The sequence below is a fragment of the Prevotella sp. P4-67 genome (assembly GCF_002251325.1).
GTDB lineage: Bacteria > Bacteroidota > Bacteroidia > Bacteroidales > Bacteroidaceae > Prevotella.
In genome coordinates this window covers 62,958-85,171 of the sequence record NZ_NPJL01000068.1, presented here as the reverse complement: position 1 = coordinate 85,171, position 22,214 = coordinate 62,958, and the positions used below count along the sequence as shown (strand labels likewise).

Genomic DNA, 22,214 nt, shown 5'->3' with positions numbered 1-22,214 from the left:
CTCTCCGGCTGCAGCAGCTGCTCTGCCTACACGCTGAGCGTCACTCCCGCTTTGCGGGTCGACCTTCTCCGCTTGCCTGAGCATCTCTCCGGCTTTGCCGACCGACCCTTTCCTACACGCCGGGCGTCACTCCCACCCCACCCCGCCCGTTGCGGGCGCGCGTATATATAATAAGGTGTTGTCCGGCGAGGCACCCAGACGCAACAAGCCCCTGCATGCCGTGTCGGATGGATGCAGGGGCTTGTCTTATGTCTTGTTGCTTGAGTCTACAGTAGCTCTACCGGCGCTCTGCGGTCGCCACGATGCGCGCCACGATGGTTTCGGGCTCTATCTGCTTCATGCAGGGATAGTTGCCGTGTATGCAGGGCTTGTTGCCGTAGATGCTGCACGGACGGCAGTCCATGTCGAACTGCACGGCGTTGTCCTCGCTCTGCCTCCAGCCCATGAAGCCGGCGTAGGGATGGGTGGCGCCCCAAACGCTCACCACGGGGGTGGCTACGAGCGAAGCCAGGTGCATGTTGGCAGAGTCCATCGAAACCATCACATCGAGCATGCTCATCAGCGCGAGCTCCTGGCGGAGTCCCTTGACCACGGCCGATGCCACGGTGCAGCCGGGGGTCTGCTCGGCGATGTGGTTGAGCTGTTCGGTCTCCGTCTTTCCGCCTCCGAAGAGGAATATGCGGTAGTCGGGGTGCTGCTCGGTGAGCAGGGCGACCACCTGCTTCATCTGTCCCAGTGGATATACCTTGCCCTGATGGGCTGCAAAGGGCGCTATGCCTATCCAGCGCTGGTTCTCGGGCTTGTCGCCTACCCTCTCTGAACGGTCTGCCGCCGGCGCTTTGCCGTCGGGATAGATGGAGGTGAAGTCGGGCTTGATGGGATAGCCCAACTCGGCGAGCACATCGGCGTAGTTCTGGAATGATGTGGGCTGCTGCACGCGCTGTTTCCCCTCCTGCTGAGTGAGCAGACGCTTGCCGCGGCGGTGCTTGTCTATATGCGCCACGTGGAAACGCCCCATGCAGAAGCGCAGACGCAGATACTTGGTGCGCAAGACGTCGTGGAAATCGGCGACAGCGGTGAAGTGCTTGGCTACAAGTCGGCGGTAGAGGCCGTTGAGGCCATGCAGATTGTGCAGCTCTTCGGTCGAGGCTTCCATGAACCCGACATTGGGCGCGAGGTCGTCAAAGAAGGCGCGCGCGAAAGGTCGGCTCAGCACCGTGATGTGGGTGTGAGGGTACTGGGTGGCGAGCGAATAGACTATAGGCACGGTCATCGCCACGTCGCCCATCGCTGAGAGACGTATGATGAGTATGTGGTCGGTCTTCACTTCTTGCCGTAGAGTATCGGATTGGTTGATGGGTCGTTGTACATCTTCATCTGGCGATATACCTTCATATACTTGCGGCCGGCGGCGATGTCGTCGAGCAGCTGGTTGATGGCAGTGCCGAGGTCTACCTGCTGTTCGAGCAGCACGTTGAGCTTGGCCTGACACTTGGCGCGGTGCTCGGCGTCGGCGTCGGTACGCTCGGCCTGCTCGCGCATATGGTAAATTTTGAGGGCGAGGATGCTCAGACGGTCGATGGCCCATGCAGGGCTCTCGGTGTTGATGGTAGCGTCGGGGGCTATGGTCACGTCGGAGTACTGCTGACGGAAATAAGAGTCAATCTGCTCTACCAGGTCCGTGCGGTCCTGGTTGCTGCGGTCAATGCGGCGCTTCAGCTGCAGGGCTTCCATCGGGTCAATGTGGGGGTCACGGATAATGTCTTCCAGATGCCACTGTACTGTGTCTATCCAGCACTTCAGATAGAGCCGGTTGTCGATAGACTCGCGGTCGTAAGGGTTATTAATGGGTGTATCTACATCGTTCTTAATGTGGTAATCACTAATCGCTTGATTGAAGATGTGATTGCACTGCTCAGTAAATGATGCCATGTTTTTAGTTGTTTATGTTATTATACTTGTATCGTTGTTTAGGGGCGTAAACCTTAATTTTGCAAAGATAATGTAAAATGAAGACAGCGCCAAGCAAAACCCCGACTTTTTATATTTTTCCCCCGTTTTTGCCCAAGCCCCCACCTCAATGCTGGCGTCCATCACGCCATAAGTATCGCTATATATGCTTTATGTGTCAATGGATATCTGCCGTCTGTCCACCCATGATGCGCTGCCCGACAGCCCATCTACTATGTCCGTCTGCCTTTATATTCTATCCATGCACCTATATATTATTTCCACAGCCATATATATTCTATCCATGCACCTATATATTATTTCCATAGCCATATATATTTCATCCATGCACCTATATATTATTTCCACAGCCATAAATATTCCATCCATCCACCTATATAATATATATAAGGTGTAATAGTCTGCCGCCCAGGGTAAGGCCGGTTGGGGTAGGGGTGCTTCCGCCCCACGCGAAGGCCTTAGATATTGGTTATAAAGGGCTATGGCTTGGTAATGAAGATGAAAGTTGCCGTTTTGGAACTTGTCTGCGTTCTTCTGGAGGTCATCTCCCCGCGTTTTTAACAAATTCATTTTGCCCGATTTGTGTCATCAAAAGGTGGTTAATTATCAAAAGAATAGCCATTTTATTGCACAAACATAGGGGTAGTGTGCATGCGAATGTCGTTTTTATACGAAAAAATTTGCCAGAATGCTAAAAAATGTGTTCCTTTGCAGCCAGAATTTTTAATAATACGTATTTTTAACAATTTAAATTTTACAATTATGTCAGAAATTGAAAGCAAAGTTAAAGAGATTATCGTTGACAAACTCGGTGTTGAGGAAGAGAATGTAACTCCAGAAGCAAGCTTCACCAACGACCTGGGTGCCGACTCTCTGGATACCGTTGAGTTGATTATGGAATTTGAAAAGGAGTTCGGTATCAATATCCCCGACGACAAGGCTGAGACCATCCAGACTGTAGGCGACGCCATCAAGTACATCGAGGAGAACGCAAAATAAATGGAGCTTAAGAGAGTAGTAGTAACAGGTCTTGGTGCCGTTACCCCATTGGGCAACACCCCCGAAGAGACATGGGCTGCCATGCTCGAGGGTAAAAGCGGCGCCGCACCTATTACACAGTTTGACGCGTCTCTGTTCAAAACCCAGTTTGCTTGCGAGGTAAAGAACCTTAACGTCAATGATTGGATTGACCGCAAGGAGGCCCGCAAGCTCGACCGTTACACCCAGCTGGCACTTATCGCCGCCATGCAGGGTGTAAAGGACTGTGGTCTTGACCTTGAGACTGCCAACAAGAACCGCATCGGAGTAGTATTTGGTGTGGGTATCGGTGGTATCAAGACTTTTGAAGAAGAGGTGACTTACTATGGTAAGCACCCTGAGAATGGACCTAAGTTCAATCCTTTCTTCATCCCCAAGATGATAGCCGATATCGCATCAGGACATATCTCTATCCACTTCGGTTTCCACGGTCCCAACTACACCACAACATCAGCGTGCGCTTCTTCGACCAACGCGTTGGCTGATGCGTTCAACCTTATCCGTCTGGGTAAGGCCGATATGATAGTAAGCGGCGGCGCCGAGAGCGCCATCTGCGCTTGCGGTGTAGGCGGTTTCAACGCCATGAAGGCGCTGTCAACCCGCAACGACGACCCTGAGCACGCTTCGCGTCCGTTCAGCGCCAGCCGTGATGGATTTGTGATGGGCGAGGGCGCCGGCTGTCTCATACTCGAGGAGCTGGAGCATGCCAAGGCCCGTGGTGCCAAGATATATGCTGAGATGGTAGGCGAGGGCGAAAGCGCCGACGCATATCATATCACCGCATCGCACCCCGAGGGACTGGGCGCCAAGCTCGTTATGGAAGCCGCTCTTGAAGATGCGGGTCTGAAGCCCGAGGATATCGACTACATCAATGTACACGGTACATCGACCCACGTGGGAGATATCTCTGAAGCCAAAGCCATCAAGGAAGTGTTCGGCGATGCAGCCTTCAAGCTCAACATCTCATCGACCAAGTCGATGACGGGTCACTTGCTGGGTGCTGCCGGTGCTGTAGAGGCTATGGCATGTGTACTGAGTGTCATGAACGACATCGTGCCTCCTACCATCAATCACGAGGAGGGCGACGAAGATCCTGAACTCGATTATTCGCTGAACTTTACGTTCAACAAGGCACAGAAGCGTGAGGTACGTGCTGCTCTGAGCAATACGTTCGGATTTGGCGGCCACAACGCTTGTGTTATCTTCAAGAAATATGCTGAATAATTTAATTGACCGAATAAAGCTCTCTTTCCGCAAGGACAAGGAGCTTTATTCGTCTTTATACGCCATTCTCGGCTTTTATCCCCGCCACATCGACAACTACAAGATGGCGCTCATGCACAAGAGCATCATGCACCGCAACAGCAAGGGCAAGCCCGTCAACAACGAGCGGCTCGAGTTTCTCGGCGATGCCATTCTCGATGCCATTGTGGGCGACATCGTGTACCATCATTTCCCCGGCAAGCGCGAGGGATTTCTTACCAATACCCGTTCCAAACTCGTTCAGCGTGACACCCTCAACAAGCTGTCGCAAGAAATGGGCATCGATCAGCTCATCCTCTCCAACGGTCATAGTGCCTCGCACAACAGCTATCTGGGCGGCAACGCTTTTGAAGCACTCGTCGGTGCCATCTATCTCGACAAGGGTTACAAGGGATGTATGGACTTCATGCAACAGCGTATCCTCGGCAAGATGATTAACATCGACAAGCTGGCTTATAAAGAGGTGAACTTCAAGAGCAAGCTCCTCGAATGGAGTCAGAAGAACAGGGTCAACGTGAGTTTCGAACTGCTCAGCCAGAAGGTCGACAGCAACGGTAGCCCTATGTTTGACTACCGCGTGGTTATCGAGGGCGTCAACGGATGCAACGGCCAGGGCTACAGCAAGAAGGAGAGCCAGCAGCGAGCCTCCAAGCTCACGCTCGAGAAGCTGCGCCGTGAGCCTCAGTTTATCGACCAAATCTTTGCGGCCAAGACCAATCGCACCAAGATGGAAGAGGAGCCCGTAGAGACTGTGCCCGACACCGCCGAGAAGCAGGATTTCATCATCGCCGTCGAGTCGGCCCCCGCCGAGCCTCGTCAGCGAAAGTCCAGAAAGCCAACCGTTTCCAAGGATCGGCCCGCCAAGGAGGCTGCCGATGACTCCGACGAGTTTGACTTGAGCGACATCTCTGCGCGAGCCATGAGCCGCGAGGAGATAATAGCCGCCGCCGAAGCCGAAGCCTTCGGAGGAGAGTAGGGGAGTGCCCGCTCCACTTCTGCCATCAGTCACAGGGTGGACAACGATTACTTATAGAGGAGAGTTGATTACCATAAGGTTGAAATCAATTACTCACGAGGGGATGCTAATCTCCATGAGACAGTAGCCAGCCATCCCGATGCAGTAGCCAGTCATCTCGATGCTGTAGATTGACATCCCGAGACAGTAGCCGATTGCCAGAAAAAGGATGACAGCCACCCCCAGGCAGAAGCCAATGACAATAGCCCCAGGACAGACGATAATCGTCGCTGTCCTGGGGCTATTGGCGTAGATGGAGGTGACTCCCACGCCCAAAGTCCCTCATAAAAATGTAGCAATAGCCATAAAAGTCCCTCATAAAAGTGTGCCAAAACATCAAAAAGTCCCTCATAAAAGTGTGGTGATGCGCTCCAAAGTCCCTCATAAAAGTGCGAGCAGCCTCCAGACTATCCAGTCTCTCTTCATGATACTCACGGCACTTGTCCTGTTCACTTCCCCACGTTTATTTTATATTAAAAATGGTAAATAATTGTGCTATGTGAAAGAAATCGGTTAACTTTGTATGATTAATTGGCAATTACATACACATGAGTTTAACCCGTATAGCAAGCATGGCTTTTTTGCCGCGACAGAAGAGTCTTGAGAAGCATTTTACCACTCCTGACGAGCTGCAGGAACGTGTACTCAGATATCTTATCTCCAAGGGAAAGAATACCGAATATGGCGCCAGCCATCACTTCGATGAGATAAGAGCTTATACAGATTTTGCCGCCAATATTCCCGTCAATACTTACGAAGAGCTGAAAGGCGATATAGACCGTATGCGTCATGGTGAGAAGAACGTGCTGTGGCCCGGTACCGTCAAGTGGTATGCCAAGTCATCAGGAACCACCAACGACAAGAGCAAGTTCATCCCCGTCTCTGCCGACGGACTCAAGAATGTCCATTATCAGGGCGGTACCGACGTCGTGGCTATGTATCTCCAGAACAACCCCAACTCCCGCCTCTTCGACGGCAAGGGCCTGATACTCGGAGGCAGCCACTCACCCAACTACAATCTCAGCGGCTCGCTCGTGGGCGACCTCTCCGCCATACTGATTGAGAATATCAACCCCCTGGTCAACCTCGTGCGAGTGCCCCAGAAGAAGACGGCGCTGCTGTCCGACTTCGAGGTGAAGCGCGACCTCATCGCCCGCGAGACGATGCACAAGAACGTCACCAACCTTTCGGGCGTGCCCAGCTGGATGATGTCTGTGCTGGTGCGCGTGCTCGAGCTCACCGGCAAGCAGCACATCAACGAAGTCTGGCCCAACCTTGAGGTCTTTTTCCATGGCGGCATAGCCTTTACCCCTTACCGCAAGCAGTACGAGCAGATTATCACATCGCCCGGCATGCACTATATGGAGACCTACAACGCCAGTGAGGGATTTTTTGGCATCCAGAACGACCCCTCCGACCCATCGATGCTGCTCATGCTCGACTACGGAGTCTATTACGAGTTTATCCCCATGGACGAGTTTGGCACCGACCGCCCCACCGTCCTGCCATTGAGTGGGGTAGAGGTAGGCCGCAACTACGCCATGCTTATCTCCACCTCCTGCGGACTGTGGCGTTATCTCATCGGCGATACCGTCCAGTTTACCTCGACACGCCCTTACAAGTTTGTCATCACCGGCCGCACCAAGTATTTCATCAATGCCTTCGGCGAGGAGCTTATCATGGACAATGCCGAGAAGGGCCTCCAGTATGCCTGCGAGCAGACTGGCGCCCAGGTGAGCGAATATACCGCCGCCCCAGTCTATATGGACGCCCGTGCCAAGTGCCGCCACCAGTGGCTCATCGAGTTCAGCCGTCAGCCCGACAGCCTCGACCATTTCGCCCATGCCCTCGACGAGCGTCTGCAGCAGCTCAACAGCGACTATGAGGCCAAGCGCTTCCACGACATCACCCTCCAGCATCTCGAGGTCATCGAGGCGCGCCAGGGACTCTTCAACGACTGGCTCAAGGCCAAAGGCAAGCTGGGCGGACAGCACAAGGTGCCCCGTCTGAGCAACAGCCGCAAAAATCTCGACGAACTGCTCCAACTTAACGGTAACAACAAGTCAAACGACAATGATAAATAAGAGGTTTACGCCTGTCAGCCGCTGCGCCTTTGCCGCGGTTGTCGCCATAGTGCTTCTGACGGTCATGGCGGCGTGTGCCCGCATGGGCCAGCCCGACGGCGGATGGTACGACGAGACCCCGCCCCGCATACTCTCTGCCAGCCCCGCCGACAAGTCGGTCAATGTCAGCAGCAAGAAGATATACATCAACTTCGACGAGTATATCCAGATAGAGAACGCACAGGAGAAGGTCATCGTCTCGCCGCCCCAGATGGAGCAGCCCGACATCAAGAGCCAGGGCAAGCGCATCATGGTACAGCTCCGCGACACGCTCCAGCCCAATGTCACCTATACCGTAGACTTCTCTGATGCCATCACCGACATTACCGAGAACAATCCTCTGGGCAACTACACCTACAGCTTCTCCACCGGCGAGGCCATCGACACCATGGAGGTCGCTGGCTATGTGGTCGATGCCCAGAACCTCGAGCCCGTCAAGGGCATCCTCGTGGGCCTCTATGCCAATCTGGCCGACAGCGCCTTCACCACGCTGCCTATGGCGCGCGTGGCCCGCACCGACGCCACCGGACGCTTTGTCGTCAAGGGTGTAGCCCCCGGCAGCTACCGTGTTTACGCCCTCGAAGACGCCGACGGCAACTTCCTTTACAACCAGAAGAGCGAGAAGATGGCCTTCGACACCGCAGTTGTGGTGCCCACCTTCAAGCAGGACATCCGCCAGGATACCATCTGGCGCGACTCGCTCCACATCGACTCCATCATCCAGGTCGGCTACACCCATTTCCTCCCCGACGACCTGGTGCTCCGGGCCTTCACCACCACCCTTACCGACCGCTATCTGGTCAAGACCGACCGTACCCAGGCCGACCGTTTCACCCTCTTCTTCAGCTACGGCGACAGCCTGCTGCCCCGCGTGCGTGGCCTCAATTTCGACGCTACCCACTCGCTCATAACCGAGGCCAGCGAGCGCCGCGACACCGTCACCTACTGGCTACGCGACACGGCTCTCGTCAATCAGGACACCCTGCGCATGGAGCTCCAGTACCAGATGACCGACACCACCGGCGTGCTCACCCTCCAGACCGATACCCTCGAGCTGCTCGCCAAGACCCCCTATGCCCAGCGCATCAAGGACAAGCAGAAGAAGCGCGACGACTGGCAGAAGGTGCAGGACAAGGCCAAGAAGCGGGGCAAGCCCTATCTCGAGGTGATGCCCCCCGAGGCCCTCGAGGTCAAGTATGAAAGCGTATCGCAGACCGACCCCGACCGTAACATCCGCTTCACCCTCGCCGCGCCTGTAGCCCGCATCGATACCAGCCTCATCCATCTCTACGCCAAGGTCGACACCGCCTGGTATCAGTCGCGCTTCATGCTCAGAGAGGTTCAGGGCGAGCCCCGTACCTACGAGATAGTGGGCGAGTGGCGCCCCGACCGCGAGTACAGCCTCGAGGTCGACAGCATCGCCTTCACCGACATCTACGGGCGTGTCTCCACGTCCAAGAAGATAGGCTTCAAGGTCCATTCGCTCGACGACTACGGCTCGCTCTTCGTCAACATCGCAGGCATGGAGGGCCGCAGCGTCATCTGCCAGCTCCTCAACATGCAGGACGCTCCCGTCAAGGAGGTCACCACCACCACCGGCACCGCCGAGTTCTTCTATGTCAAGCCCGATACCTACTATCTGCGCATGATAGTCGATGCCAACGCCAACGGGCGCTGGGACACCGGCGACTACGCCACCCTCCAGCAGCCCGACGAGGTCTACTACTATCCCGAAGAGATAGTCTGCAAGGCCAAGTGGGACATCACCCAAGCCTGGAACCCCACTGCGCGCGAGCTCTATCGCCAGAAGCCCGCCAAGCTCATCAAGCAGCGCAGCGAGACCCGCCGCAAAATCGTAGGACGCAATGCCCAGCGTGCCAAGAATATGGGCATACCCTATAATCCCAATATGTGATAACGATATGAAAAAGTATAGAATCCTTATGGCATCACTGATGATGGTCATGGCTGTAGCAGCCCATGCCCAGTGTGCCTTCCACAACGACGCCTTCAAGTCGGGTGAGTTCCTCACCTACAACCTCTACTACAACTGGCAGTTTGTATGGGTCAAGGCCGGCAACGCCTCGATGTCTACCGTCCAGAGCCGCTACAACGGCCACCCCGCCTATCGTGCCAGCCTCACTACGCGTGGCAACAACCGTGTCGACCAGATGTTTGTGCTCCGCGACACGCTTCTCTGCTACAGTTCGCTCGACATGGAGCCCCTCTACTTCCGCAAGGGAGCCCGCGAGGGCAAGCGCTATGGCGTCGATGAGGTCTTCTACTCCTACCACGACGGAAAGGTCAAGCTGCGCCAGCACCAGCTCACCAGCAGTGGCGAGCACCTCTGGGCCCACCGCACCGTCTCTCACTGTGTCTACGACATGCTCAATATCTTCCTGCGTGCCCGCTCGTTCAATCCCGAGGGCTGGAAGTCTGGCCACGAGATAGATTTCCCCATTGCCGACGGCAAGAACATCAGCCCCGCGCGTCTGCGCTATTCGGGCAAGGTCAAAATCAAGGCCGACAACGGTGTCAAATACCGCTGCCTCAAGCTCTCTTACCTCGAGAAGGAAGACGGCAAGTACAAGCGCATCGTAGACTTCTATGTCTCCGATGACAAGAACCACATCCCCGTGCGCCTCGACATGTTTCTCAAGTTCGGTGCAGCCAAGGCGTTCCTCGTGAGTATGAAGGGACTGCGCAATCCGGTCACCTCAGTCGTAAGATAACCGCTATGGCAAAAGACGACAAGGGGCTCACCCCGATGATGAAGCAGTTCTTCTCCCTCAAGGCCAAGCACCCTGAGGCGCTGATGCTCTTCCGCTGCGGCGACTTCTACGAGACTTACTGCGAAGACGCCGTCACCGCCTCGCGCATACTGGGCATCACCCTCACGCGCCGCAACAACGGCGGCCAGTCTGGCAGCATGGAGATGGCGGGCTTCCCCCATCATGCCCTCGATACCTATCTGCCCAAACTCATCCGAGCCGGCAAGCGTGTGGCCATCTGCGACCAGCTCGAAGACCCCAAGAAGAAGCGCGAACAGCTCAAGGGAAAGAAGGGGCTCACCGAGATGGACAAGATGGTGAAGCGTGGCATCACCGAGCTCGTCACCCCAGGTGTGGCGATGGGCGACAACGTGCTCAACTATCGTGAAAACAACTTCCTGGCTGCAGTCCACTTCGGCAAGACATCATGTGGAGTCAGCTTTCTCGACATCTCTACCGGCGAGTTCCTTACCGGCGAGGGCAATTATGACTATGTAGAGAAGCTCTTGGGCAACTTCCAGCCCAAGGAGGTGCTCTACGACCGCGCCCGCAAGACCGACTTCGAGACCCGGTTTGGCAACCGCTACTGCGTCTTCGAGCTCGACGACTGGGTGTTTACCGAGCAGACTGCCCGGCAGAAGCTCCTGGGCCATTTTGCCACCAAGTCGCTCAAGGGATTTGGCGTAGACCATCTCCACAACGGCGTCATAGCCGCCGGAGCCATCATGCAGTATCTCGAGATTACCCAGCACACCCATATCGGCCACATCACCTCTCTGGCCCGCCTCGAGGAAGAGAAGTATGTGCGCCTCGACGGCTTCACCATACGCTCGCTCGAACTGCTCCAGCCCATGCAGGAAGACGGGCGTTCGCTGCTCGATGTCATCGACCGCACCGTCACCCCTATGGGCAGCCGCATGCTGCGACGCTGGCTGGTCTTCCCGCTCCGCAATATCGACCCCATACGCAAGCGGCTCGACATGGTCGACTGCTTCTTCCGTTCCCCCGACTTCCGCATGCTGGTCAATGACCAGCTCCATCGCATAGGCGACCTCGAGCGCATCGTCTCCAAGGTGGCAGTGGGCCGCGTGTCGCCCCGCGAGGTGGTCCAGCTCAAGCACGCCCTCGTGGCGATAGAGCCCATCAAGGACGCCTGCTCCCACTCCGACAATGTCACCCTGCAGCGCATCGGCGAGCAGCTCAATCTCTGCGAGAGCCTGCGACAGCGCATAGAGAGCGAGATACAGCCCGACCCGCCACAGCTCGTGGCCAAGGGCGACGTGATAGCCACTGGCTACAGCGCCGAGCTCGACGACCTGCGCAACATATCGCACAACGGCAAGGAGTATCTCATGCAGATTCAGGAGCGCGAGATTGAGCAGACGGGCATCACCTCGCTCAAGGTGGGCTACAACAATGTGTTCGGCTACTACCTCGAGGTGCGCAACACCTTCAAGGACCGCGTGCCTGCCGAGTGGGTGCGCAAGCAGACGCTGGCACAGGCTGAGCGCTACATTACCCAGGAGCTCAAGGAGTACGAAGAGAAGATTCTGGGCGCCGACGAGAAGATTCTCGCCCTCGAGCAGCAGCTCTTCGCCGAGCTCATCTCGGCCATGCAGGAGTTCATCCCCCAGATACAGATCAACGCCAACCTCATCGCCCAGCTCGACTGCCTCATGGGCTTTGCCAAGGTGGCCGAAGACAACCACTACGTGCGCCCGGTGGTCGACGACAGCCTGGAGCTCGACATACGCCAGGGCCGACACCCCGTGATTGAGCAGCAACTGCCCGTGGGCGAGCGCTTCGTGCCCAACGATATCTATCTCGACGACGACAAGCAGCAGATAATCATCATCACCGGACCCAATATGGCTGGAAAAAGCGCTCTGCTGCGTCAAACCGCCCTCATAGTACTGTTGGCCCAGGTGGGATGCTACGTGCCCGCAGAGAGCGCGAAAATAGGCTTGGTGGACAAAATTTTCACCCGAGTGGGTGCGTCAGACAATATTTCGCTCGGCGAGTCCACTTTTATGGTCGAAATGACCGAGGCTGCCAACATACTCAACAATGTCACCGAGCGCTCGCTGGTGCTCTTCGACGAACTGGGGCGTGGCACCTCTACCTACGACGGCATCAGCATAGCCTGGGCCATCGTCGAGTACCTCAACCAGAATGCCAAGGGACGCCCCCGCACGCTCTTTGCCACCCATTATCATGAGCTCAACGAGATGGAGCGCCAGCTCCCCGCCATACGCAACTACAATGTAAGCGTCAAGGAGGTCGGCGACAAGGTTATCTTCCTGCGCAAGCTCGTGCCCGGTGGCAGCGAGCACTCCTTCGGTATCCATGTGGCAGAGATAGCCGGCATGCCCAAGAGCATCGTGCGCCGCGCCAAGGTTATCCTCAAGCAGCTCGAAGCCGACGGGGCAAGCGTGGGCAACGCCGATGCCGCCGCCATCAAGCACATAGGCGACGACCGCGAGGGCATGCAGCTCAGCTTCTTCCAGCTCGACGACCCGGTGCTCTCGCAAATCCGCGACGAGATACTGGGGCTCGACATCAACAACCTTACGCCCGTCGAGGCGCTCAACAAGCTCAACGAAATCAAGAAGATACTCAAGGGCAAGTAGATTTGCCCCATCCAGAAAGGCAGTGCTTACAGGCGCTGCCTCTTTTCTGCCCCTCTCCCGATGGCTCGCTGTCTCCGCAGCTCTGCCCACCATCGCCCCATCCCTTCTCTCATTCTCCACTGCTCTGCCCGCCATCGCCACATTCCCTTCTCTCTATCTCCACAGCTCTGCTATCCATCTCGGTGGGCATGGGAATGGCCTCTGCTGCGCCCGAGGGCGTCTTGGCGCGGCTGGAGACCATGTCTGTCGGCTTCTGGTTAACTACCTTTTACGTTCCCGTTAACTCTATTTCACTTAATTGGTTTGGTGGTGTCGCTGTTAACCACTTACTTTACAAATGTCATCATCTTCATCGGGTTAGTCGTTACCGATGCCGAGACGGAGATGGACTCGGCTGGCTCGTGACGTATGATACGAGGCCACGTGCCTATTGATACGAGCACTCGTAACAAATGATACGAGAGCACGTGACGTAAGGCACGAGCCGCCAGCGGTGGTCAGCACGCGGGCCAAAGCCCTTACGCCGGCGCCGTCTGTCATGGCGCGCCCCGCAGACCATGAAGCGCGGGGCATGGAAGTCATTGGAAAGGTTATCCTAATATTCACCCTTAAAACTGAAACAACAATGAAAAAGTCGATTTTGTGTTTGCTGTTTGCCATTGCCGCTATGGCGTGGGCAAACGATGCTGCGGCGCAGCAGTGTAAGAAAAAGGTGACTCCCAGAGTGGAGTCGACTGTGCCCAAGGGCAAGATGCCCCCACGGTGGCTGCTCAACAAGGTGACGCCGGCGCAGTATGACACGCTTGTGGCGCTCAACCGCCTCTGCACGGTAGACTACTCGATGCTCAAGGGCTATAAGGTGACGCCACAGATGGTGGAGAAGGTGATGGGCCAGGCACGCAAATATATACGCGAGGCTATGGACCGCCACGATGGCGTGGTGCCTCGCGTGGGGTGGACGACCCTCGTCACGAAGACGCTCACTACGTGGAGCGACAAGACAGAAAAGGGCACCCGCACGGTGGAATATCTGGTAGGCTCGTCGGCCGACGGCTATGATGTCCATCTGCTGCTGCGTGCCACCCTGCAGCGCGACCGCCAGACGGGTGGTTACCGCTCTGTGGCTTACGAACTGGTGCCTTACAGCGTGCAGGGCATGCCTGTCGATGTCAAGAGTCCTCGCGTCTATGCTGGCGGAACCACTCCCGCCGCTCAGCTGGAGTGGGGCAAGGATGGCAAGTCTCCTTACTATGCCGTTAACGCCACTCTGGACTTTACCGACCCTCTCGGAGCCAAACACCGTGAGCAGATAAACGTAAGCGTCGCTCTCTGTCTTGGCAGATAGGCTGCTGCAACGAGCCACGGGGGCCCCACATCGGCAGCCTGCCCTTGCCGAGGCGCTCAACAAGCTCAACGAAATCAAGAAGATACTCAAGGGGAAGTAACTATCGGCTCCCCCATATACGCCAAAATCCCATACCTTGGAAGTAAGGTATGGGATTTTTGGCATATATTGCGCGGCCCGTCATCGCTGTATATGCGAGGCAGCCAGCCGCAATCCTGTCAGATTATTGGCCTGAGCGCAATAGTCACGGCCATTATACCATCTGAGACACCTGAAGTTTCCGCCACGTACTACATGCCTATGGTCGGGCTTATTGCTGACGCAGGGCGATGGATTAGGGCCCTGTGGATTAACTTGAGCCTTCTTGCTGTGCGATGTGTGCCATATATCACTGCATATCTCATCAACATTGCCCGTCATGTCGTACAGGCCCAGTACATTGGGAATGAGCTGACCCACAGCCTGAGGATGGCGTAGGTCGTCGCCCCACAAGGCAACCACTTTGGCAGATCCGTCAACCTGTTCGTGTCCGCTATAACGCTCTACAGGCTCGCCCCGACCACCTATACACGCATACTCCCACTCTGCCTCGGTGGGCAGACGGAACTGCTGACCGCTAAGGGCATTGAGCTTACTGATAAACAGCTTGATGTCGCTACAGCCTACATTAGTTACAGGCTGGTTAGCATCGTCTTGGTTCTCCGAAGGGTTCACGCCCATTATAGCTTGCCACAATGCCTGGGTTACTTCGTACTTACACAGATAGTAACTGTCTAACGTTACCTGGTGGGGAGCCATCTCCTTTGGCGGTATATAGTACTGACGTAGTTCGGGAAAGACAAAACCCATAGTAAAGGTACCTGCGGGTACCTGTACCATGTCGTTGACCAACTTAGCTATCAGCTCGCTGCGGGATGATGGCTGCGGGGATTTGTCCAGATGGATGCTGACAGACTTAGGCAACTGGCTTAGAGCCAGGCGGATGCCTGTTCTGGTAGGACGTCTGGTATTGTCCCCGATGTAGAAGCCTGTACGCTCGTAACTGCCCAGGTCAGTAATGTCGTAGAAACAGCCACGGTCCACGCGGTAGTCCTTCTGCGATTTAGCATCCAGATACTCTGCACCACCCTGATTTGCACAGAGTTCACTTACGTTGCCCGTCATGTCGTAGAGACCCAGGGCATTGGGCTTGAGCATACCTACCGCGTGCGCACGGAGGTCGCTGTTCCAGTAGATCCACCCTACCTCCTTGGCGTCATCGCTGCCACTGTACTTATAACGGCGCGGCGATTTGCCCTCATCGTAAGCCCACTGCCATTCCTCCTCGGTAGGCAAACGGAACTTGAGTCCAGTTATCTGGTTGAGGCGATAGATGAACAGCTGGGCCTCGTCCCAATAAAAACCCTCTACGGGCCGATTGCCCACAGTATGCTGCGAGGGATTGGAGCCCATCACGGCCTGCCACAACTGCTGCGTCACCTCGTACCGACACAGATAGTAACCGGCCACCGTGGCGCTATAGGCTGCCGGACAATGGCCGGTATAACCAGGATAGAAGTTGCGGTCGTACATAGTGAACGTTCCGCCAGGGATATACACCATGTCGGCTATCAGCTTCTCTATTACCTGGGTGGGAGTCATCTCCACTGGGGGCGGGTCTTCCCTCTTTGTCACCTGGTTCTTTACTTCAACAGGCTCCTTGGGCTCGGGCTTAGGTTCCACCTTTCGCTCTACCCGTTTCTTGGGCTTGGGGGCTGTCTTGGCTTTAGCCTTGGCGGTATGCTCAGTCTTGTCCTTTGGCTTCTTCACCTGAGTCTGCTGTCGGATAATGCCCTGCGCATCCATACTGATGGTCCATGCCAGTGCCAGCATGATGAGAATACATTGTTTCATACGTGTTTTAAGTTATAGTAATATAGATAGTCCAAACCGAAGGCCATAAGCCTGCTTAATGGCTGAGGTGCAGCCTATCTTATGCAAAGGTACATCTTTTTTGAATACCGACAGCCTTTTTTCCGTTTTTTCTGACATGGTGAGAGTCATTAGCTTCCATCACGATGAAAATGAAAATCGCCGCGGCTATCCTGGTAACAAGATAACCGCGGCGACGGGGTACTTATATCAGTGGGCTGATGGCTGCCGGCTTACTGCCGTGCCTTGCGCAGAGCGCGGCGCATGCACACGATGCCTATGATGATGAATGGCACAGAGAGCAGCTGGCCCATATTGAACAGCATGTCGTGCTCGAAAGCCTCTTGCACATCCTTGGTATACTCTATCACAAAGCGGAACGTGAAGATAAGCGTCAGACAGAGTCCGAAGAAGAAGCCCGTGCCTGCCCACTCTTTGTGCTTCTTGTAGAAATGCCATCCCACAAAGAAGAAGAGGAAGTAGGCGATGGCCTCATAGAGCTGTCCGGGGTGGCGGGGCATCTGGTCTACGCGCTCAAAGATGAACGCCCAGGGCACATCGGTAACCTTGCCGACTATCTCTGAGTTCATCAGGTTGCCCAGGCGTATGAAGCAGGCGGTGATGGGGGTGGCTATGGCTATGTCGTCGAGCACCTGCCACAGGTTCATGTGGGTGCGACGGTAGTAGCACCACAGCGCCAGCATCAGTCCCAGCGTGCCTCCGTGGGAAGCCAGTCCCTCGTAGCCCGTGAAGATGACGGTGCCGCCGGTGAGGCTGTAGAGCATGCCGCCATGGGCGAGGGGAGCGCCATCGACAAACTTGATGGGCAGCAACATCTCTATCACGTGCTGCCAAGAGGAAAGGAAATAGTGGGGTTCGTAGAAGATACAGTGACCAAGACGAGCTCCCATGATGATACCCACAAAGCAATAGAGGAAGAGTGGGTCAAAATACTCGTCCTTGACGCGCTGGTCGTGGTAGAGCCATCTCACGAGGAAGTAGGCGAGGGCCAGTCCGGTAAGCCAGCACAGTCCGTACCAGCGCACATCAAACGGCCCGAGATGCAGCGCTGTCGTATCGGGGTTCCAGAGGATAAAGTTGAGCAGACTTGTCATAGCTTGATGCGTTATACGTTGAACCGGAAGTGCATGATGTCGCCGTCCTGGACCACATACTCCTTGCCCTCGATGCCCAGCTTGCCGGCTTCGCGTACGGCAGCCTCAGAGCCATACTGGATGTAGTCGTCGTACTTGATGACCTCGGCACGGATGAATCCCTTTTCAAAGTCGGTGTGTATCACGCCGGCACACTGGGGTGCCTTCCAACCCTTGTGATAGGTCCATGCCTTGACCTCCATCTCTCCGGCGGTGATGAATGTCTCGAGGTTGAGCAGACTGTAGGCCTTCTTGATGAGACGGTTTACGCCGCTCTCCTCCAGTCCCAGCTCGTCGAGAAACATCTTCTTGTCGTCATAGGTCTCGAGCGACGCGATGTCTTCCTCGGTCTTGGCGGCTATCACCATGGCCTCGGCGCCCTCTGAAGCGGCTATCTCTTCTATCTGGCGTGAGTACTGGTTGCCCTCCTTGGCGCTGGCCTCGTCTACGTTGCACACATAGAGCACGGGCTTGGTGGTAAGCAGAAACAGGTCGTGGGCGGCCTGCTGCTCCTCCTTGCTCTCAAAGGTCACCGAGCGGGCGTTGCGGCCCTGCTCCAGCGCCTCCTTGTAGGCTTCGAGCACGGTCACCAGCACCTTGGCGTCCTTGTTGTTGCCTATGGCTGCTATCTTCTGGTTCTTGGCGAGCTGGGCCTCGATGGTGTCGAGGTCTTTGAGCTGCAGCTCGGTGTCGATAATCTCCTTGTCCTGCACGGGATTGACGGGAGCACCGCCCTCGCGCACCACATTGTCGTCGTCGAAACAGCGGATGACATGGATGATGGCGTCGCACTCACGGATGTTGCCCAAAAACTTGTTGCCCAGTCCCTCGCCCTTGGAGGCACCCTTCACCAGACCGGCTATATCTACAATCTCGCAGGTGGCGGGCACAATGCGGCCGGGGTGTACTATCTCTGCCAGACGGGTGAGTCGGTCGTCGGGGACGGTGATGACACCTAAGTTAGGTTCTATCGTACAGAAAGGGAAGTTGGCTGCCTGTGCCTTGGCACTGGACAGGCAATTGAACAGCGTAGATTTTCCCACATTAGGAAGACCTACGATACCACATTTTAATGACATATCTTATTATAAACGTTTATTTCCAGAGTACAAAGGTAGTGCAAACCGAAGAGATTACAAAATAAATTTATTTATTTTTAATCTTGAGGTGCCGCCTACCTTCACGGCGTAGCCGTAGTGGTAGTGCAAACCGCAGACAATGCAAAGAAAAAACGCATGTTTTTTCGTTTCGCATTGTTGAGGTGCAGCCTATGCTCTAAAGTGTAAGCTGAAATATGGGTAGGTTTGCTATGCGAGGCCAATGGGGTGACTTCTGCTACCCCATCAGTAATCCCACAGCGCGCGGCGGTCTTCAGCGTATCAGTCATATACATATACCCACTTTCCATTGCGCAGCACCCATCTTCCATTTTTCGTGTGCTGGTATTTGCCGATGATGGTCGACAGGAGGAAAGCTATCAGCGGCGAGGCGAGGGCCATGGCCATCATAATCCACAGCGAAACCTGGACCACCGTGGCCAATGCCACTACAAAGGTGTGGATGGCGACCAGCGTGACGAGGGTCATGACGACACCATAGAGGCGTAGGCGCAACCCATTGATAAGCACGGGGATGCCATAGCATACCAATAGGGCGGGCCAGATGCTGCCCGTGAAGTGGGCAGACACCAACATGGCGGGCCACTGCAGTATATAGCCTATCACGAGTGGCCATATCAGCAGCGGGGCTTTGATAAAAGTAGTCACACACAAGAGATACATGAGCGCCAAGGCCATAAACAGCGCCACGGGGATGATGCCGATGATGGCATTTTCCATGCCTACATAGTCGGGGTTGCACCACCACAGCGCATCCCAGTCTATCATCAGCGCCATATAGATGACTATGCCCCCGGCGGCGAAGAAGGGCAGCGCCGAAAGCACCAGAAAGCGGGTGCGGAGGGTCATCCATACCGCCAGGAACATGAGCAGCAATGCCATGAAGGGCAGCCATCGGCTGTAGAGCATCCGCGTGGAGGCCGAGTGGACGTCCAAGCGGGGCATAGCCAGCCAGGAGGTGAGCTGTAGGCGCGGGCGGAAGTTGTCGGAAGCAAATCTGTCGGTCGCCGAGGGCGGGTTTTCGTCAACGAACTTCAGCCAGCGGGCCTCCACAAGGTATCTCCTGCCGTCGTAATGGATGATGCCTTTAATCTGTCTTACATCTACAGAGTCGCCCACGTCTCCAAGATGGGAGGCGGTGCGGCCATCGGGGCTGGTAACCGTGCGCCCTACGACATCGACGAGGGTGCCGTTGGCGATGTAAAGCACTGTGCGTGAGCCGTCGTACTCGGTGGGCTTTTCGACTGGGGTGGCTTTGATTTCGGGGCCGACGAGGCAGTCGACCTCATACTTCTGCGCCATGACGAGGGTAGTCAGACTCAGGAAGAAGAGCAGTGACAGAATTCTGAAGGCTTTCATATCTACTGGGTTTAGGATTGGGAGAGTGAGGGTGTGGGTCAGGCTGTGGGGCTCTATGCGGGAGAGTGTGCCGGGGTGGCGTACTTTACCCGCGTCTTATGGTGATAGGAATGTAGAAATAGGCACGGTTGTTGGTAAACTGGGTATAACCTATCTGTTGGGCAATGCGGTAGTAGGGGTCGTGGTCCAGCAGATTGTCGGGGTCATCATCGTACTCTACGCGGGTGATGACGGGGCGGCTGTTGCTCACCTGGCAGTAGAGGCGCAGCTGGTGCAGCTGGTCATCGCCATAGATGGCTCGGCTGGCGATGCTTATCTCGTAGCATTCAGTATAATTCTTCTTTCCTGCGTTGGCGTCGAAGTCGTCTATAAGCAGACTTATTGTGGTTCCAACCTTCCAGTTGATGTAGCCCTGTAGGTTGGCGTCACCCTTATTGCCGTTGCCTTGGGTCGGGTTGTAGTGGCTCATGTCCTGGACCAGGTTCAGCGCGGGGTGGCTTACCCTGAAATTGGAGTAGGGCAGGGTGGGGTTGCCCTTGTCTATGAAGTCGGCAGTCTTGCCGTCGCTCTTCCGTCTGCACAGGATGCTGATGCGGTTGTCGCAGAAGTAGTCCTGTGCGGTCTTATAGCCCTTGCTGTAGTCGGCAAACGCGTTGGCATCGAGCAGATTGTTGCCCTCTGGGGTGACGAAGTCGAGATAAATGCGTTGGGTAAAGATGTTGGCAGATGAGTCATTGTCATCCTTGTCGCACGAGGCGCACATGGCAAGCGTGGCGATACATGCCACCAAGACCAAGATATTCTTCCTGAGTTTCATATTGATGTGGGTATTAATAATGTACTGTTTGCAAATGTAGCGCATATTCATTAATCTTCCAAGGAAAAACGAAATTATTGTTGTAGCTTGGTCTACAAAAGTATTCAGCCAAGCCTATGGTCGCGCAAGAAGTGGCGCGTCTCAGCCTATGTATCCTCGGCTGCATTTCCAGCCCTCAGAGGCTGCCGTACTGCTGGTTACGACCAGGCAGAATGTTACCAATATGCGCAGCCGAATGATGCCGAAGGTCTTCGGCGAAGAGGGCAGTGCCGCCGACTTCGGTTTGCGTATCGCGGAGATATAATAGGAGGCATCGGATGGCCAAAAGGCTTCAGCAAGGGAACGGGCAGTCTCTTGCTGAAGCCTTTTGGCATTGTGTAGGGAGGAAGGGTGGAGTGGGGGCGACTCGCTCTGGCGTTCTGACCGTGGCAGCGGGTCGCTCAAGCAGCCTCTCAGGCCTCGCTATTGCAGGGATAATCGTCGTCATCGGCTACATGTCTCAGCCATTCATCGTATTGGGGCAGCCAGATTTCCTCAATCTTAACCTTGTGGTGGTCGAGGAAGCCCTGTCTGTAACCTCTGATTACTGTCTGGAGCAGGTCGTCGCAACCAAGCATAAGCCCCTTGTAGGCATACTCGTAAGCGAAGCTCTCGTCGCAGCCAGCGGGCGCGGTGGAGTCGTCCAGTATCATGCGGGTAAGGGCTGCATAACCGTGCGGACTGCGCAGACGGGCGGCGCGCCCATACCAGAGCCAAGCCTGCTGATAGTCTTGGGCGAAACCATAGAGCCCTTTCTCGTAGTAGAAGCCGAGGTAATAGGGGCATACACTGTCGCCAAGGCACCATCCTGCCTGGAGGTCGTCGCTGAGACAGGCGCTGAGTTCGCGCTGGGCGTCGGGGTCGAGGGCATCGTAGGTGGCGTCGTCGGTGAGCATGGTGTACATGAGGTAGCAGTCGCGAGCATCGACAGCCCTGCCTTTCTGCATGATTTCGGCGAAGCCATCACGGTCGACGACGATGCCGTCGCGGTCGCAGCAGTCGGTGACAGCCCACCAGAAGAAGGCTGCGCTGCCACCATGTTCGGTGGCCAGTTCATAGTTGGTCACGGCGTTGCCGATGCGGCCCAATTCCCTGTCGGCGTTGCCCATGAGCATATAGTATTCGGGGTCATGAAAGTCCTGCTGATGGACATGGTTTTCGGCGAGTTCATAGCCTTTTAGCGCATCGCGTGGGCTGCCGTTGGTGCCATAGATGATGTCGCGGATGTGCTGCTGCATGGCTTTCTCGCTGTGGTTGTCCAATGCCTTCTGCATCAGGTCATTGTAGGCATCGTAGTCGCACTCTCCCAGGTCGCCGTCCTTGTGCATGTAGGCGAGTTGGGCATAGGCGTCGCCGATACCGTGGCTGGCAGCGAGCTTGTAGAAATCGTGCTTGATGCTGTCGGAGTCGTTGTCGTATTGGAGCACATCGTGCAGCCTGGCATAGGCGTACATCATGTATGGATTGCCCTGCCAGGCCATCATCTCGATTTTCTTCACATCATCGAAGAGCAGCGGCACGTTGTTGTTCTGGCGGAGCAGCAGCAGGAAGAGCATCTGCGCTTCGCTGTCGTAGGCCACGGTTTCTGCGGTGGTCCAGAATGCTTCCTGCACCCTGAACTCCCTGAAAAGTTGTCTGGTTAGGGCTGTCATACACATTA

General features: G+C 55.6%; 20 protein-coding genes. 9 read left to right on the top strand and 11 right to left on the bottom strand.

From position 1 onward, the window contains the following. Positions 1 to 277: 277 nt before the first annotated feature. The 3 genes from CIK92_RS12205 to CIK92_RS12195 form a co-directional block, all read right to left on the bottom strand. Positions 278 to 1,327 (bottom strand): glycosyltransferase family 9 protein, encoded by a 1,050-nt coding sequence (locus CIK92_RS12205; protein ID WP_022310952.1) that lies wholly within the window; start codon positions 1,325 to 1,327, stop codon positions 278 to 280. Then, complete coding sequence (locus CIK92_RS12200; protein WP_022310953.1) at positions 1,324 to 1,932, bottom strand: DUF4254 domain-containing protein; 609 nt, start codon at positions 1,930 to 1,932, stop codon at positions 1,324 to 1,326. The genes CIK92_RS12205 and CIK92_RS12200 overlap by 4 nt, the downstream gene beginning before the upstream one ends. 267 nt (positions 1,933 to 2,199) lie before the next feature. Continuing rightward, on the bottom strand, positions 2,200 to 2,541 hold the full coding sequence (locus CIK92_RS12195) for a hypothetical protein (RefSeq protein WP_094387563.1): 342 nt from the start codon (positions 2,539 to 2,541) through the stop codon (positions 2,200 to 2,202). Positions 2,542 to 2,733: 192 nt separating this feature from the next. Here CIK92_RS12195 and CIK92_RS12190 point away from each other — a divergent pair, with 192 nt between their 5' ends. From CIK92_RS12190 to rnc, 3 genes are read left to right on the top strand one after another with little or no spacing between them, the layout of a single operon-like run. Further along, the gene (locus CIK92_RS12190) at positions 2,734 to 2,970 is read left to right on the top strand and encodes an acyl carrier protein (RefSeq protein WP_022310954.1); all 237 of its coding nucleotides are present in this window, start codon (positions 2,734 to 2,736) and stop codon (positions 2,968 to 2,970) included. Next, on the top strand, positions 2,971 to 4,233 hold the full coding sequence (gene fabF / locus CIK92_RS12185) for a beta-ketoacyl-ACP synthase II (RefSeq protein ID WP_094389251.1): 1,263 nt from the start codon (positions 2,971 to 2,973) through the stop codon (positions 4,231 to 4,233). Continuing rightward, positions 4,223 to 5,248, top strand: coding sequence for a ribonuclease III (gene rnc / locus CIK92_RS12180; RefSeq protein WP_094389250.1), 1,026 nt, complete (start codon positions 4,223 to 4,225; stop codon positions 5,246 to 5,248). The genes fabF and rnc overlap by 11 nt, the downstream gene beginning before the upstream one ends. Before the next feature lie 93 nt (positions 5,249 to 5,341). On the opposite strand, the gene CIK92_RS12175 is transcribed toward rnc, so the two are convergent. Continuing rightward, positions 5,342 to 5,563 (bottom strand): hypothetical protein, encoded by a 222-nt coding sequence (locus CIK92_RS12175; RefSeq protein WP_094389249.1) that lies wholly within the window; start codon positions 5,561 to 5,563, stop codon positions 5,342 to 5,344. A gap of 272 nt (positions 5,564 to 5,835) precedes the next feature. On the opposite strand from CIK92_RS12175, the gene CIK92_RS12170 reads away from it, so the two are divergent. The 4 genes from CIK92_RS12170 to mutS are packed head-to-tail and all read left to right on the top strand — an operon-like array spanning position 5,836 to position 12,811. After that, positions 5,836 to 7,371 carry a GH3 auxin-responsive promoter family protein gene (locus tag CIK92_RS12170; protein ID WP_094389248.1) on the top strand — a complete coding sequence of 512 codons (1,536 nt, stop codon included), beginning with the start codon at positions 5,836 to 5,838 and terminating at the stop codon, positions 7,369 to 7,371. Then, the gene (locus CIK92_RS12165) at positions 7,361 to 9,325 is read left to right on the top strand and encodes an Ig-like domain-containing protein (protein ID WP_094389247.1); all 1,965 of its coding nucleotides are present in this window, start codon (positions 7,361 to 7,363) and stop codon (positions 9,323 to 9,325) included. The genes CIK92_RS12170 and CIK92_RS12165 overlap by 11 nt, the downstream gene beginning before the upstream one ends. Positions 9,326 to 9,332: 7 nt before the next feature. Then, entirely contained in the window at positions 9,333 to 10,142 is an 810-nt protein-coding gene (locus tag CIK92_RS12160; protein WP_094389246.1) for a DUF3108 domain-containing protein, read from the top strand. 5 nt (positions 10,143 to 10,147) lie between these two features. Continuing rightward, complete coding sequence (mutS, locus tag CIK92_RS12155; protein WP_094389245.1) at positions 10,148 to 12,811, top strand: DNA mismatch repair protein MutS; 2,664 nt, start codon at positions 10,148 to 10,150, stop codon at positions 12,809 to 12,811. Between the two features lie 109 nt (positions 12,812 to 12,920). Here the strand turns inward: mutS and CIK92_RS14220 are convergent, their stop codons facing one another. Further along, a complete protein-coding gene (locus CIK92_RS14220; protein WP_256387339.1) occupies positions 12,921 to 13,052 on the bottom strand; it encodes a hypothetical protein in 132 nt (43 codons plus the stop codon). A gap of 384 nt (positions 13,053 to 13,436) precedes the next feature. On the opposite strand from CIK92_RS14220, the gene CIK92_RS12150 reads away from it, so the two are divergent. Further along, positions 13,437 to 14,156: a hypothetical protein gene (locus CIK92_RS12150; RefSeq protein WP_144289427.1), complete on the top strand. Its 720-nt coding sequence runs from the start codon at positions 13,437 to 13,439 to the stop codon at positions 14,154 to 14,156. A 180-nt stretch (positions 14,157 to 14,336) separates the two neighbouring features. Here the strand turns inward: CIK92_RS12150 and CIK92_RS12145 are convergent, their stop codons facing one another. The 5 genes from CIK92_RS12145 to CIK92_RS12125 form a co-directional block, all read right to left on the bottom strand. Then, positions 14,337 to 16,049, bottom strand: coding sequence for an SUMF1/EgtB/PvdO family nonheme iron enzyme (locus CIK92_RS12145; RefSeq protein WP_094389243.1), 1,713 nt, complete (start codon positions 16,047 to 16,049; stop codon positions 14,337 to 14,339). Between the two features lie 251 nt (positions 16,050 to 16,300). After that, positions 16,301 to 17,182: a prolipoprotein diacylglyceryl transferase gene (gene lgt, locus CIK92_RS12140; protein ID WP_094389242.1), complete on the bottom strand. Its 882-nt coding sequence runs from the start codon at positions 17,180 to 17,182 to the stop codon at positions 16,301 to 16,303. Between the two features lie 11 nt (positions 17,183 to 17,193). Continuing rightward, on the bottom strand, positions 17,194 to 18,300 hold the full coding sequence (gene ychF / locus CIK92_RS12135; RefSeq protein WP_022311234.1) for a redox-regulated ATPase YchF: 1,107 nt from the start codon (positions 18,298 to 18,300) through the stop codon (positions 17,194 to 17,196). A gap of 300 nt (positions 18,301 to 18,600) precedes the next feature. Beyond that, positions 18,601 to 19,698: a hypothetical protein gene (locus CIK92_RS12130; protein WP_094389241.1), complete on the bottom strand. Its 1,098-nt coding sequence runs from the start codon at positions 19,696 to 19,698 to the stop codon at positions 18,601 to 18,603. 85 nt (positions 19,699 to 19,783) lie between these two features. After that, the gene (locus CIK92_RS12125) at positions 19,784 to 20,515 is read right to left on the bottom strand and encodes a hypothetical protein (protein WP_144289426.1); all 732 of its coding nucleotides are present in this window, start codon (positions 20,513 to 20,515) and stop codon (positions 19,784 to 19,786) included. Positions 20,516 to 20,663: 148 nt separating this feature from the next. Here CIK92_RS12125 and CIK92_RS13845 point away from each other — a divergent pair, with 148 nt between their 5' ends. Further along, on the top strand, positions 20,664 to 20,819 hold the full coding sequence (locus CIK92_RS13845; RefSeq protein WP_158214793.1) for a hypothetical protein: 156 nt from the start codon (positions 20,664 to 20,666) through the stop codon (positions 20,817 to 20,819). 148 nt (positions 20,820 to 20,967) lie between these two features. Here CIK92_RS13845 and CIK92_RS12120 read toward each other — a convergent pair whose 3' ends face one another. Then, positions 20,968 to 22,206: a sel1 repeat family protein gene (locus tag CIK92_RS12120; protein WP_144289424.1), complete on the bottom strand. Its 1,239-nt coding sequence runs from the start codon at positions 22,204 to 22,206 to the stop codon at positions 20,968 to 20,970. Positions 22,207 to 22,214: the final 8 nt, after the last annotated feature.